This window comes from Lysinibacillus sp. VIII_CA, assembly GCF_049943995.1.
In the GTDB taxonomy this organism is placed as follows: domain Bacteria; phylum Bacillota; class Bacilli; order Bacillales_A; family Planococcaceae; genus Lysinibacillus; species Lysinibacillus pinottii.
In genome coordinates, this window is record NZ_JBNFXM010000019.1 from 57868 (window position 1) to 71511 (window position 13644).

Annotated in this window: 14 protein-coding genes; 13 read left to right on the forward strand and 1 reads right to left on the reverse strand. The window is 37.9% G+C overall.

Translation table 11 applies throughout. From position 1 onward, the window contains the following. The first annotated feature begins 5 nt into the window (after positions 1-5). Genes recX through ACP3VS_RS19480 form a run of 3 tightly spaced genes read left to right on the forward strand, consistent with a single transcriptional unit; the run spans position 6 to position 1405 of the window. Positions 6-809 (forward strand): recombination regulator RecX, encoded by an 804-nt coding sequence (gene recX, locus ACP3VS_RS19470; RefSeq protein ID WP_099806187.1) that lies wholly within the window; start codon positions 6-8, stop codon positions 807-809. Then, positions 806-1135 carry a YfhH family protein gene (locus tag ACP3VS_RS19475; RefSeq protein WP_012292101.1) on the forward strand — a complete coding sequence of 110 codons (330 nt, stop codon included), beginning with the start codon at positions 806-808 and terminating at the stop codon, positions 1133-1135. The genes recX and ACP3VS_RS19475 overlap by 4 nt, the downstream gene beginning before the upstream one ends. Beyond that, positions 1136-1405, forward strand: coding sequence for a YfhJ family protein (locus ACP3VS_RS19480; RefSeq protein ID WP_012292102.1), 270 nt, complete (start codon positions 1136-1138; stop codon positions 1403-1405). Between the two features lie 35 nt (positions 1406-1440). Here the strand turns inward: ACP3VS_RS19480 and ACP3VS_RS19485 are convergent, their stop codons facing one another. Further along, positions 1441-2427: a metal-dependent hydrolase gene (locus ACP3VS_RS19485; RefSeq protein WP_197148653.1), complete on the reverse strand. Its 987-nt coding sequence runs from the start codon at positions 2425-2427 to the stop codon at positions 1441-1443. 200 nt (positions 2428-2627) lie between these two features. On the opposite strand from ACP3VS_RS19485, the gene mutY reads away from it, so the two are divergent. From mutY to ACP3VS_RS19535, 10 genes are all read left to right on the forward strand, one after another. Beyond that, the gene (gene mutY / locus ACP3VS_RS19490) at positions 2628-3671 is read left to right on the forward strand and encodes an A/G-specific adenine glycosylase (protein WP_031416881.1); all 1044 of its coding nucleotides are present in this window, start codon (positions 2628-2630) and stop codon (positions 3669-3671) included. Positions 3672-3759: 88 nt separating this feature from the next. Further along, complete coding sequence (locus ACP3VS_RS19495; protein WP_008173504.1) at positions 3760-3936, forward strand: gamma-type small acid-soluble spore protein; 177 nt, start codon at positions 3760-3762, stop codon at positions 3934-3936. 280 nt (positions 3937-4216) lie between these two features. Beyond that, complete coding sequence (ntdP, locus tag ACP3VS_RS19500; RefSeq protein ID WP_025115837.1) at positions 4217-4765, forward strand: nucleoside tri-diphosphate phosphatase; 549 nt, start codon at positions 4217-4219, stop codon at positions 4763-4765. Between the two features lie 204 nt (positions 4766-4969). After that, a complete protein-coding gene (locus ACP3VS_RS19505; RefSeq protein ID WP_012292106.1) occupies positions 4970-6694 on the forward strand; it encodes an ABC transporter ATP-binding protein in 1725 nt (574 codons plus the stop codon). A 299-nt stretch (positions 6695-6993) separates the two neighbouring features. Beyond that, positions 6994-8007, forward strand: a complete 1014-nt coding sequence (locus tag ACP3VS_RS19510; protein WP_012292107.1) for an ABC transporter ATP-binding protein — start codon at positions 6994-6996, stop codon at positions 8005-8007. Next, the gene (locus tag ACP3VS_RS19515) at positions 7982-8962 is read left to right on the forward strand and encodes an ABC transporter ATP-binding protein (RefSeq protein WP_031416885.1); all 981 of its coding nucleotides are present in this window, start codon (positions 7982-7984) and stop codon (positions 8960-8962) included. The genes ACP3VS_RS19510 and ACP3VS_RS19515 overlap by 26 nt, the downstream gene beginning before the upstream one ends. Positions 8963-8993: 31 nt before the next feature. Next, positions 8994-10610 carry an ABC transporter substrate-binding protein gene (locus tag ACP3VS_RS19520; protein WP_426389679.1) on the forward strand — a complete coding sequence of 539 codons (1617 nt, stop codon included), beginning with the start codon at positions 8994-8996 and terminating at the stop codon, positions 10608-10610. Positions 10611-10835: 225 nt separating this feature from the next. Further along, positions 10836-11840 carry an ABC transporter permease gene (locus tag ACP3VS_RS19525; protein WP_031416888.1) on the forward strand — a complete coding sequence of 335 codons (1005 nt, stop codon included), beginning with the start codon at positions 10836-10838 and terminating at the stop codon, positions 11838-11840. Positions 11841-11852: 12 nt separating this feature from the next. Next, the gene (gene nikC / locus ACP3VS_RS19530; protein ID WP_012292111.1) at positions 11853-12749 is read left to right on the forward strand and encodes a nickel transporter permease; all 897 of its coding nucleotides are present in this window, start codon (positions 11853-11855) and stop codon (positions 12747-12749) included. 264 nt (positions 12750-13013) lie between these two features. Next, positions 13014-13631 carry a TerD family protein gene (locus ACP3VS_RS19535; protein ID WP_012292112.1) on the forward strand — a complete coding sequence of 206 codons (618 nt, stop codon included), beginning with the start codon at positions 13014-13016 and terminating at the stop codon, positions 13629-13631. The last annotated feature ends 13 nt before the right edge of the window (positions 13632-13644 follow it).

The following is a 13644-nucleotide window of genomic DNA, read 5'->3' on the forward strand; positions in this document are numbered from 1 at the left end:
TGGCTATGCGTATGATTACGAAAATTGCACGTCAAAAAAACAATCCTGAGCGTTATAATATCTACTTAAATGAAGAATATGCATTTCCTGTTGACGAGGCTATTCTTCTTCAATTTTCTTTAACAAAGGGGAAAGTTCTCGATGAATTTGAAATTCAGGAAATTGCCTATGAGGATGAGATACGCAAGGCGTTTAATAAAGGATTAAACTTTCTTTCTTATCAAATGCGAAGTGAGCACGAGGTTAAGAAAAAACTTCTTACCTTAGAATTTGGAGAAGCAGTAGTTTTAGAAGCAATCCAGAAATTAAAATCGTATGGCTTTATAAACGATGAAAATTATTCCAAAGCTTTACTTGATACAAAAAAGGCTACAATGAAAAAGGGACCGAGAGCTATTAGACAAGATCTCATGAAAAAAGGAATTGATAAAGACCTACAAGATGAGGTACTTGCCACTTATAGTTTTGAAGAACAAATAAAATTGGCCTTACAGTTGGCGGAAAAAATTATACGTTCAGAGAAAAGAAAGACGCCAGCACAAGTAAAGGCTAAAATTCAAGATTATCTGTTAAGAAAAGGCTATGCATTTCCTATTGTGGAAGAGGTTCTTAATCAAATAGAACTTGAGCAAGATGAAGACAACTGGCAGCCATTACTCGATGCACAGGGCGAAAAAGTTTGGAAAAAGTACGTATCGAAGTATACTGGTTATGAGCTAAAAATGAAGGTGAAGCAGACGCTTTACCAAAAGGGTTTTCCTATAGAAGTAATAGACCGTTTTATAGAAGAGAAGGAGAATGAGGAATGAACGAAAAGAATTATGCTGCTATGTCTGAGCATGAACTGCGTGAGGAAATTGCATTTTTAAAAGAGAAGGCAAGAAAGGCAGAACAGCTTGGCATCATTAATGAATTTGCTGTTTATGAACGTAAAGCATTAATGGCAGCAGCTTATTTAGTAGATTTGAATACAATTGTTCCGGGTGAAATGTATCGTATTGATCGTTCAGATAATGAATTTTTCCAAGTTGATTATTTGAAGGGACGATTTGCATGGGGACATCGTTTAGGTGGTGACAAATACCAAGAGGCACTACCTGTATCCATGCTGTCTCCTGTAAAGGTGGGTAAATAAATGGAGGAAAAAATTGAAAAATTGACAGCAGAATTGCTTGCGAAAAATCCACAAATGTCAGTTGGACGTGCCCGTGTCTGGGTTGAATTATTATGGAGTGATTTTGAATCAACTTCAGCTAAAGCAGGGCATGATTATCGTGGGCCAGATTATACAGAAAATCTTGTTCGCCAATTAATTACAAGCTATGGTGATAAACTTCATGCTTTTGCAGGGCGCAATCCTAAATATGCCCATCTCCTAGATGCTAGTGATGATATGATACAATAATAAAACCCTGACCATTATTGGTCAGGGTTTACTGCTTAATTACTTGCGCCAATTTGTAGTTTTTTCTGAAGCTTATCTTCTGTAAAAATCCAACCCGTGTAGGATGTGACGATTTCATTATCGTCATTTAAATGTGCTACTGCCACAAAGGGATAGCGATTGTCACTACGATAACGCAAGTCGATTAAACGTACCTCTAATAAGCCATTTTCAAGCTCAGAAATCTCCCATCGGTACATCGGGGAGAATGACACGAAGGCAGCTAAGTTGGGGTCTTTCATTGCTGCATGAATGAGGGCAGTATTAGGTAAAGGCTTAATCTCAAATTTATCATAAATATTAACAGTCCTTCCATAAGCACGGCCAACATAATAATGTGTTTTAGACTTGGCAGCAATACGCCAATGGAAGAAGCGCATAGTGGGTGCTACGATAACATATTCTTCATCTTGTATCGTACTGTGGACAGCATTTTTTACTGCTTTTTGAACAGCAAATCGTAACAGATAATAAATCACGATGATGATATACATGATGCTAAATGTCCAAACAGGGTTGGCTCCGAAAGCCCATAATACAATACCTAAACAGTGTAAGGAAAAAATAATCGGATCAAATGTATTGATGACACCTAATGCAACCCATTTTCTGGAAAAAGGCCGTATTGCTTGGGTACCGTATGCATTAAAAATATCTACAAAGACGTGAAGAGCAACAGCTAAAAATGTCCAAAGCCATAAATGAAACACATTTACGTCTTGCAAAATAAGGGATATAACTGCTGTTATTAAGATTGGCCATATAGCTACTGCCGGTAGAGAATGTGTAATTCCGCGATGATGTCTAATATAAATGGCATTATTGCGTAGTTTTAACACAGTATCAACATCTGGAGCTTGTGAGCCAATTATCGTACCTGCCATGACAGCAGTAAAGGTCATTGAGTGATTTGCTACTATAGGGTCGGCTAATGCGAGACCGCCAAGGGCAATACCCATAACGAAATGTGTACCTGAATCCAAAAATATCCACTCCTAGTATGCAGTAAAATCGAGTACAATTTGCATACATCTTTATTTCAATTATAAATTAACTGTATTCAATTTTTGTATGGTGACATTCGATAATGACGAATTTTGTCAGTTATGGACGAATGTTCATTCTTTATTAATTGTATACCCTTTTCAACATAAATTAAATCGTAAAAATATTGGAGGTCACTGTGAATTACCCATATGTAACAGAATTTCGACATTCTTTAGTCGAATGGTTTAACGCTGAGAAACGCGACTTACCGTGGAGACATACTACAGATCCATATAAAATTTGGGTTTCTGAAGTGATGCTACAGCAGACACGTGTCGACACAGTTATTCCTTATTACAATCGTTTTATGGAAAGTTTTCCAACATTAGATTTGCTTGCAGAAGCTCCACAAGATTATTTATTAAAGCATTGGGAAGGACTTGGCTATTATTCTCGAGTGCGCAATTTACAGGCAGGTGCACGTGAGGTTTTAGAAAATTATGGAGGCGTGGTCCCTGATAATCGCCATGAAATATCAAAATTAAAAGGTGTAGGACCTTATACCGCTGGTGCTATTTTAAGTATTGCCTATAACAAGCCCGAACATGCAGTAGATGGCAATGTTATGCGAGTATTAAGCAGAGTGCTTAATATAAATGAGGACATAGCCGTACCCAAAACTAAAAAGATTTTTGAAGCGGCAGTTGAGGAGCTTATTGATCCTACTAATGCATCTTCCTTTAACCAAGGCTTAATGGAGCTAGGGGCACTTATTTGTACGCCTACGTCACCGAAATGTTTATTGTGCCCTGTGCGAGAATATTGTACAGCGTTTAATGAGGGTGAACCGGAAAAACTGCCAGTTAAATCGAAAAAAATGAAGATGAAGCATTTGAGTTACAATATTTTAGTCTGTCAAGATGAACAAGGACGTTTTTTAATGGAGCAACGGCCCGAAGAAGGATTATTAGCTAAACTATGGCAATTCCCAATGATTGATACTACTAGTCAGATAACAGAGGAAAGCTTCTTAAAGGAATGTTCCATTAATGTACAAGCTAGGCATGAACTGCTTTCATTTAAGCACGTGTTTTCACATTTAACATGGCATATAAATAGCTATTATATGAAGTGTAAATCCTCTTCAACGGGCGATTGGTTCACTCAAGAACAAATAGAACAATTGCCGATGCCTGTTCCTATGTTAAAAATATGGGAAGAGGTAAAAAATAATAAATAGGAAAATAAATCCTGCTTAAAACAATTATTTAATGAGCATAAATTTCTTCACCTCGGTACACAATAATTAGCGTGGAGGTGAATGAATAATGAAAAAGCAAAACAACCAAAATTTCCAACCGAATAAAAACATGCAACGTCAAAGTGAAGAATTTGGTTATGAAACGGACGTAAATGAAGTGCAAAAGCAAAATGCGAAAGCAGAGCAAAAGAAAGCTCCAGCTTCAGGTCGTTTCTCTAAAACTAACCAAGATTTAGGTGAGTAACACTTTGTAATTGCATAATTGCATTTACCTCTAAGGGGCTGTCTAAAAATCCGAAAAGATGAAAAAGACAGCTCCTTTCTATATTCTTTTGGTAAACCAATAAATTCCAATATTGCAGGGCTTTTAATAAATTTCGCTTAAAGTTAACGAAATTTTATACAAATTCAAAATAGCGTAGTGAAATTTGTGGTTTTCTAACTACACCTTTCGCGTACACATTGCTATAATATACTAGAGACTGCTAGATAAAGGTAGCATAGACGAAAAGGTGGGCTTCAAAATGGCATTACCGGTAGAAGGAGAAACGATACAAATACATAGCTATAAGCACAATGGCCGCATCCACCGTGTTTGGCAAGAAACGATGGTTTTAAAAGGAACGAAAAATATTGTGATTGGTGCGAATGAACGGACACTTGTGACAGAATCCGATGGTCGTACATGGCTAACGAGAGAGCCTTCTATTTGCTATTTCCATGCGGAACACTGGTTTAACATCATCTGTATGCTACGTGAAGACGGTGTGTATTATTATTGCAATCTAAGCTCACCATTTGTGTTCGATAATAATGCCATTAAATATATCGACTATGATCTAGACATTAAAGTTTTTCCTGACATGTCTTATACGCTCTTAGATGAGGATGAATATGAGCTTCATCGTAAGGAAATGTCTTATCCTGATGTGATTGATAAAATTTTAAAGCGCAATGTCGATAAGCTAATAAGCTGGATTCAACAAAAAAGAGGACCTTTTGCACCCGATTTCATCGACGTCTGGACAAATCGTTATAAGTTCCAGCTAGATATGCAGTCAGATGATTGTTAGTGACACCTATTAGTTAACTAATAGGTGTTTTATATTGCCTCTTGTAGCCATTTCTAGGAAAGGCATATGCAAAATAGTTAGCGGTAAAGTCATCATAACTGTATTTTAGTCAAAATATTGCTATAATACATAGGGCATTCATCATTGGATGCCTGTTTCTTTTTGTAAGGATGTGATGAAAATTTGGGAAGCATCAAGCGGTATATGCGCTTTGTAAAACCTTATTCTTGGGAGATCGTTTTAACGATTGTTATCGGTATAGTTAAATTTGCTATTCCTTTATTTATTCCATTACTCATTAAAATTGTGTTGGATGATATTATTGCTGCGGACGACTTAACAGATGGAGAAAAAACAAAAGAGCTATTATATTGGCTGGGAGGAACGATTATTGTGTTCTTTATTATTCGTCCACCCATCGAATACTACCGTCAATATTTTGCACAACATGTTAGTAATAAGGTGCTGTTTGATATTCGGAAAGAAATCTACGCACATTTACAACGATTAAGCTTAAAATATTATGCCAATACACGTGCCGGTGATGTTATTTCAAGGGTCATCAACGATGTTGAGCAAACGAAGAACTTTGTAATGACGGGTTTAATGAATGTGTGGCTAGACCTTGCAACCATTGTCATTGCAGTCATTATTATGCTAACAATGGATATTAAGCTAACATTAGTGGCCTTATTAGCGTTCCCATTTTATGCATTGAGTGTGAAGTACTTTTTTGGAAAACTGAGAGATTTGACACGTAAACGTTCACAAGCACTTGCAGGTGTGCAAAGCTATTTACATGAACGAGTAGCTGGTATGAGTATTGTTAAAAGCTTTACATTAGAAAAACATGAACAAACACTATTTGATCAAGCAAATGGTGAATTTTTAGAGAAGGCCCTTGATCAAACAAAGTGGAATGCTAAATCCTTTGCTGTGGTAAATACCATTACAGATGTAGCGCCTTTACTTGTTATTGCTTATGCAGGTTATCAAGTCATAAATGGTACATTATCTGTTGGAACAATGGTTGCCTTTATCGCGTATATTGAACGATTGTATGGCCCACTTCGCCGCCTTGTTAGTTCTTCAACAACGTTGACACAATCCATTGCATCAATGGATCGAATGTTTGATTTAATGGATGAACCGTATGAAGTGAAAAATAAAGTGGGTGCGCGAGAATTACCAGCCGCGACAGGAGAAGTTCGTTTTGATAATGTTTCTTTCCAATATGAAAAAGATGGGGTATCTATTTTAAAAAATATTAATTTTACTATTAATCCTGGTGAGACTGTCGCCTTCGTCGGCATGAGTGGTGGTGGTAAATCCACAATTATTAGCTTAATACCTCGGTTTTATGATGCAACGGATGGTTTCGTAACAATTGATGGACAGGATGTAAGAGATGTCACATTGCACTCACTACGTTCTCAAATTGGAATTGTCCTACAAGATAATATACTCTTCAGTGACTCTGTTAAAGAAAATATTTTAATGGGAAAACCTGATGCGACAGATGAGCAAGTGATTGAGGCTGCCAAAGCAGCAAATGCTCATGATTTTATTATGACTCTGCCAAATGGATATGACACTAAAGTAGGTGAACGTGGAGTAAAACTATCAGGTGGGCAAAAACAACGAGTTGCCATTGCTCGAGTATTTTTAAAAAATCCTCCGATTTTAATCCTTGACGAAGCAACTTCAGCGCTGGATTTAGAGAGTGAAGCATTGATTCAGGAGTCATTAGAGGAGCTGGCTCATGAACGAACAACCATAATTATTGCTCATCGTCTTTCGACTATCACACATGCTGACAAGATTTTTGTTATAGACCATGGTCAATTAATCGAAAGCGGTACTCATGAGCAATTAATGATGGAACAAGGGACATATTATGATTTATTCCAAGTGCAACATTTGGAGTAATAATGAAATTATACGAAAATCAACAAATGTGAAATTTTTAAAAAAAGTCTTTCATTTATTTTTAAATGGAAGGCTATTTTTTTTTGATAAATGTAAAAAATTATCTCTTTATAAGATTTAATTATTATTAAAGACGATTATTGTAGAAATTCTATGTAATTTGCAGAATATTAATGATTGAAAGAGTGATGTTTTTTAGTTAGAATTATCTGAAAATAGGGAATTTAACAAAAGTTATAGTATTCTGTTAATATAATTTATATAATTAAGTAAAATATAGGTAGGGTGGGACGTTGCGCATGAGGAAAAAGCTACTAGAAATAAAAGGTTTAAAAACAACCTTTTTCACAGATAATGGACAAATTCCTGCTGTAGATGATATCGATTTTTCTGTCCAAGAAGGAGAAATATTAGGGATTGTCGGTGAATCGGGAAGTGGTAAAAGTGTTACGTCACTGTCCATCATGGGATTAATTCCATCACCCCCTGGCAAAATAACCGGTGGTGAAATATTGCTAGATGGTAAAAATCTAGTGAATTATACAGAAAAACAAATGCAGAAAATTCGTGGAAAAGACATAGCTATGATTTTTCAGGAGCCTATGACTTCACTAAATCCCTTGTTTACAATTGGTGATCAATTAAAGGAGGCCATTTTAATACATAATCCAAAATGGTCGAGAAAGAAAGCGTTTGCCAGAGCAGTTGAAATTGTGAAACTTGTAGGTTTACCACGTGCTGAAGAATTACTAAAGGATTACCCGCATCAGCTATCGGGAGGGATGCGTCAACGGGTCATGATTGCAATGGCACTTGTCTGTGATCCACAGGTTTTAATTGCGGACGAACCGACAACTGCTTTAGACGTTACGATTCAAGCTCAAATTTTACAACTTATGAAAGATTTAAATAAACGATTGAATACAGCAGTACTATTAATTACACATGATTTAGGCGTTGTAGCAGAAACCTGTGAGCGTGTGATTGTCATGTATGCTGGACAAGTTGTAGAGGAGGCACCGATTCAAGAAATATTCGCTAATCCGAAGCATCCTTATACACAAGGTCTTATTCAATCAGTGCCTGATATGCGATTTAAAAAGGAGAATTTATATTCAATCCCTGGAAGTGTACCAAAACCAGGGAGTATTCAAGTAGGGTGTCGTTTTGCGGCACGCTGTGAATACGCAATGGAACGTTGTTTACAGGAAACACCACCTTTATTTGAGGCAGCAGAGCAGCATAAATCGAGATGTTTTTTACTAGAGAAGCAGGAGGTGGAGCAACGTGTCGAAAGTGTTATTAAAGGTTGATGGCTTAAAGAAATATTTCCCCATACGCAAAGGGGTTCTAAATACACAAACCGGGGATGTAAAAGCAGTGGATGATGTTTCATTTGAGGTTTTTGAAGGTGAAACATTGGGGATTGTTGGTGAGTCGGGCTGTGGTAAATCAACAACAGGTCGTTTACTCATGCGATTACTAGAGCCTACTGAAGGAAACATTGAATTCGCAGGTAAAATGATTTCTGAATTATCCAATAATGAAATGAGGAAGGCACGTAGAGATATTCAAATGATTTTTCAGGACCCGTATGCCTCTCTAAATCCAAGACATAACATTGGCAAAATTTTAGAAGAGCCTCTTATCGTTCACGGAATAGGTAGTGCCAAGGAGCGGAAGCAAAAGGTATTGGAGCTGCTTGAGATTGTTGGATTGAATGAATATCATGTCAAACGTTACCCACATCAGTTTAGTGGTGGTCAAAGGCAACGAATCGGTATCGCACGTGCTTTAATGACCAATCCTCGTTTGATCATTGCGGATGAACCAGTATCGGCATTGGATGTGTCTATACAGGCACAAGTGTTAAATCTATTGCAAAAGCTGCAAAAGGATTTAAAGCTAACCTATATATTTATTTCTCATGATTTAGGGGTTGTGCGCCATATTAGCAATCGTGTTGGCGTCATGTATTTAGGCAAATTAGTAGAGTTGACTGCGAGTGAAGGCTTATATGCTGAACCGCTTCATCCATATACACAGGCACTCTTATCTTCGGTCCCAGTGCCAGATCCAACGTTTGAACGTGAACAAATCATTATTACTGGGGATATTCCGAGTGCATCCAATCCGCCAAGTGGCTGTACATTCCATACGAGATGTCCTTTTAAAATGGAACAATGCTCACAGGTAGTACCTAGCATGCAAGAAGTGAAAACAGGTCATTATGTTGCGTGTCATCTATATGAGGCACTTCAACATTAAATGATATAAAAACCACATAGGGGGAAATTGAATGAAGAAAAAGAAGCTTTGGACTTTAGGAGTAATGCTGCTCCTTATTCTCTCGACGATCTTAGCAGCTTGTGGCGGCTCTGATACAAAGGATACGGGTAGTAAAGATACTTCAACTGGTGGCGATACAGCTAGCAGTGGAGAACCGAAAATTTTAGTGTATGGTCGTGGAGGAGATTCTGTAGCACTAGACCCTGCTGTTGTAACAGACGGTGAATCCTTTACGGTTACAGCTAATATTTATGAAACATTGGTGAATTTTGGTGAACAAGATGTAACGATTCAGCCAGGTTTAGCAAAATCATGGGAGGCATCAGAGGATGGTTTAACGTATACTTTCCAGCTACAAGAAGGTGTGAAATTCCATGATGGCACAGATTTCAATGCTGAGGCAGTTGTTAAGAATATTGAACGTTGGAAATCAGGTGCTGATAAACACCCTTATTTTAGTTCGCAATTTCTCGTTGGTGACAAACAAGTAATTGAGTCAGTAAATGCAGAGGGTGACTATACAGTTGTCTTTAAGCTAAGCCAACCACAAGCACCGTTCCTGAAAAACTTAGCAATGTCTCCATTTGCGATTGCTTCACCCACTGCATTTGAAGCAGATGAAGAGGGATTGTCAGCAAATCCTGTAGGTACTGGCCCTTTCAAATTTGTCAGCTGGGTACGTAATGATTCAATCACAATTGAGAAAAATCCTGATTACTATATTGATGGCTATCCTAAATTAGATAAAGTAATTTATCGTTCTATTCCAGAGAACTCTGCACGCTTAAATGATTTATTAGCAGGCAATATTGATGTAGCTGATGGCATTAGTCCATCCGATAAAGGAACAATTGAGGGGGATGCTAATTTACAATTAATTGAGCGTCCATCTATGAACGTTGGCTATCTAGGGTTAACAGTGACACGCCCTCCATTTGATAATGTAAAAGTGCGTCAGGCAGTTAACTATGCAATTGATAAGCAAGCATTAGTGGATGCATTTTATGAAGGGCTAGCAAAGCCAGCGAAAAACCCAATGCCACCAGTAATTTCTGGCTATAATGATGAAGTTGCAGGCTATACGTATGATCCGGAAAAGGCGAAAGCATTACTTGCTGAAGCAGGTTACGATGGCAAGGAAATTGAGCTTTGGGCAATGCCAGTACCACGTCCATACATGCCTGACGGTCAAAAAGTGGCAGAAGCGATTCAAAAGAACCTAGAGGATGTAGGCATTAAATCTAAAATTGTGTCATTTGAATGGGCTACTTATCTAGAGAAAGCACAAAATGGTGAGGCGGATGCATTCTTACTTGGCTGGACAGGTGATAATGGGGATGCGGATAACTTCTTATATACTTTATTAGATGGAGATAATATAGGCTCGAACAACTATACATTCTATGATAATCAAGAATTACACAAGTTGTTAACAGCCGCTCAAACTGAAGTCGATGAGGACAAGCGTAATGAGCTTTATAAGCAAGCTCAAGTCATTATTTCTGAGGATGCACCATGGGTTCCGCTTGCTCACTCTACTCCAATTTTAGCTGCTAACAAGAAAGTTACAAATTATATTGCGCATCCTACTGGCTCTGACCGTTTAGGTGCGGTAGATATTCAATAGTCATTTTATGAGTTGAATAAAAGAATTAGTGAATCTGCTTGCTTTTCTGCGGGTAAGCCGTGGAATTCTAGCAGATTCTTTTCTAGTATAAGAAAACCATATCATTTTCTCCTGTATGAAAGATCACTCATCTAAACATTCAAAACCGTTTGGTGAAGGCTCAACCTTTCAACAGTATATAAAGACTTCAAAGTAGATTATGAAAATCATAGAGAGGTGATGAACATGCTTCACTATATGGGGAGACGTTTATTTCAACTAATCCCAGTTTTGCTTGGAATGACTTTTATTGTCTTTATGTTAATACGAGCAATACCTGGTAATCCCGCTCAAGTTATTTTGGGACAACAGGCGACAAAAGAGGCAGTCGAGGCATTAAACGCAAGTTTAGGATTAGACAAACCCTGGTATACACAATATTTTAGTTATTTGGCAGGCATTTTTCAGGGAGATTTAGGGGTTTCCTTACGTACAAAATTACCTGTATCAGATGAAATTTTTCCATACTTAGCTGCAACAGCTGAGCTCGCCTTTTTTGCGATGATTATTGCGATAGTTATCGGTGTGAATGCTGGTATTATTTCTGCTTGGTTTCAAAATTCTTGGTTTGATTATACAGCGATGATTGTTGCATTAATCGGTGTTTCTGTACCGGTGTTCTGGCTTGGGTTGATGGAGCAATGGACATTTAGTAGTAAGCTTGGTTGGTTGCCTACCTCTGGCCGAGAAGATGTCCGAAATCCTATAACCGCCATAACCCATTTTTATTTATTGGATACGCTCATTCAAGGTCGCTTCGATCAATTCGTCGAAGTCTTAAAGCGACTCATATTACCAGGTGTCGCACTGGCAACTATTCCGATGGCTATCATTGCAAGAATTACAAGATCTTCTATGCTAGAGGTTATGCGCTCAGATTATGTTCGCACTGCAAGAGCAAAAGGCCAAAAAATGTTTATTGTGGTTTATAAGCATGCTTTAAAGAATGCCGTTATTCCTGTGTTAACAGTAATTGGTTTACAAACAGGATTACTGCTTGGTGGGGCCATTTTAACAGAGACTATTTTTAGTTGGCCAGGAATTGGTCGCTATATTTATGATGCGATTGGCTTCAGGGATTATCCTGTGATTCAATCAGGAATTTTAATCGTTGCATTTATTTTCATCATGATTAACTTAATCGTGGATTTACTGTATACAGTTGTCGATCCGCGTATTAAATACAAGTAGAAGGGAGTTGCAATGATGACTGGAGCAATCGATATAAAAAAAGAAGCAGCACCAGTGCGAGAAAGGGCAGTAGGTCCATGGCTCGAAGGCTGGCGTAGCTTTAAAAAGAGCAAAGTTTCACTCGTAGGAGCAGGAATCGTTATATTCTTCGTTTTACTGGCTGTCATTGGTCCTTTCATTGCACCACAGGGCATCAATGAACAAGATTTAACGAAGCGTTTACTGGCACCATCCGCTGATCATTGGTTTGGAACGGATGATTTTGGACGGGATATCTTTTCGAGAATCATACATGGTGCAAGGATTTCACTATGGGTAGGCTTTTTTTCCGTTATTTTATCCGTTATAATTGGTAGTTTACTTGGCATTATCGCAGGCTATTATGGGAAATGGATTGATACGATTATTTCACGTATTTTTGATATTATGCTAGCTTTCCCTAGTATGCTGCTGGCGATTGCGGTCGTATCAGTGCTAGGTCCATCTTTACAAAATGCATTAATTGCCATTGCTATTATTAACATACCGAACTTTGGGCGCTTAATCCGCTCTAAAGTATTAAGTGTTAAAGAAGAAGAATATATTGTAGCGGCAAAGGCTATTGGCATGCGTGATTCACGAATTCTGTTTTCTCACATTTTGCCAAATTCTATCACTCCGATTATTGTACAGGGGACGCTAGCTATTGCAACTGCCATTATTGAAGCGGCGGCATTAGGTTTCCTTGGTCTAGGCGCGCAAGCACCAGCACCTGAATGGGGAAAAATGCTTGCGGATGCTAGGAAGTTTTTATTAAACGCACCATGGACAATGATTTTTCCAGGGTTAGCGATTATGTTAACGGTTCTTGGCTTTAACTTAATGGGTGATGGTTTACGTGATGCACTAGATCCGAAAATGAAAAATTAGTAATTAGATTCATGAGCCTTCTACAAGTTAGAAGGTTTTTTTCGGCTCTTTCGAAAAGGAACTCTTTTACAGGTGAAGCGTCCTTTATAGAAATATTCCTATAACAATAAATAAAAAAAGAGAACCTTTCGGAGCCATTTATTGAATTTTTTGTCACGTTATTTTAGACTGAAAGTATGGTTAATAAAGGCCATCTTACTGGGTAGATGATGACTTTACATATAATCTTTTAATTAGAATACATATTTTAGGAGGGTGATCAAATTGGCAATTAATTTACAAAAGGGACAACGTGTTGATTTAACAAAAGGGAACGCAGGATTAAACAAGATTAAAGTAGGTTTAGGATGGGACCCTGTCGGCCAAGAAAAAAGTGGTGGCTTCCTTGGCGGTTTATTTTCTAGTAGAAATAGTGGCAGTGGTAGAAGCGTTGACTGTGACGCCTCTGTATTAATGCTGCAAGACGATAAAGTTTTAGCTGGGGACGATGTCATTTACTTTGGCAAATTAACAAGTAACTGTGGCTCTGTTCGACATTCAGGTGATAACTTAACGGGAGATGGCGATGGGGATGATGAAGTAATCACAATTGAGCTATCGTCTGTTCCGACACAATTTAATAAGCTAGTGTTTGTCGTAAACATCTATGATGCGGCAGGCAGAAACCAACACTTTGGTATGATTCGAAATGCATATATCCGTGTGTATGATGACAGGACAGGAAGCGAACTAATTCGCTATAATTTAAGTGATGATTATTCGAATTTAACGACGTTAATCTGTGGTGAAATTTACCGCCATCAAACTGAATGGAAATTCGCAGCAGTTGGTTCAGGAACGAACGATCTCAAACTTGGCGACGTTGTTCGAAGATATCAATAAAATAAAACGACTA

Bases quoted from the DNA above. Each gene is read 5' to 3' on its own strand.
- ACP3VS_RS19510 (WP_012292107.1), top strand. From the start codon at position 6,994: ATGAGGAAAAAGCTACTAGAAATAAAAGGTTTAAAAACAACCTTTTTC.
- nikC (WP_012292111.1), top strand. From the start codon at position 11,853: ATGATGACTGGAGCAATCGATATAAAAAAAGAAGCAGCACCAGTGCGA.
- ACP3VS_RS19525 (WP_031416888.1), top strand. From the start codon at position 10,836: ATGCTTCACTATATGGGGAGACGTTTATTTCAACTAATCCCAGTTTTG.
- recX (WP_099806187.1), top strand. From the start codon at position 6: ATGCGTATGATTACGAAAATTGCACGTCAAAAAAACAATCCTGAGCGT.
- ACP3VS_RS19520 (WP_426389679.1), top strand. From the start codon at position 8,994: ATGAAGAAAAAGAAGCTTTGGACTTTAGGAGTAATGCTGCTCCTTATT.
- ACP3VS_RS19480 (WP_012292102.1), top strand. From the start codon at position 1,136: ATGGAGGAAAAAATTGAAAAATTGACAGCAGAATTGCTTGCGAAAAAT.
- ACP3VS_RS19495 (WP_008173504.1), top strand. From the start codon at position 3,760: ATGAAAAAGCAAAACAACCAAAATTTCCAACCGAATAAAAACATGCAA.
- ACP3VS_RS19505 (WP_012292106.1), top strand. From the start codon at position 4,970: ATGCGCTTTGTAAAACCTTATTCTTGGGAGATCGTTTTAACGATTGTT.
- ntdP (WP_025115837.1), top strand. From the start codon at position 4,217: ATGGCATTACCGGTAGAAGGAGAAACGATACAAATACATAGCTATAAG.
- ACP3VS_RS19475 (WP_012292101.1), top strand. From the start codon at position 806: ATGAACGAAAAGAATTATGCTGCTATGTCTGAGCATGAACTGCGTGAG.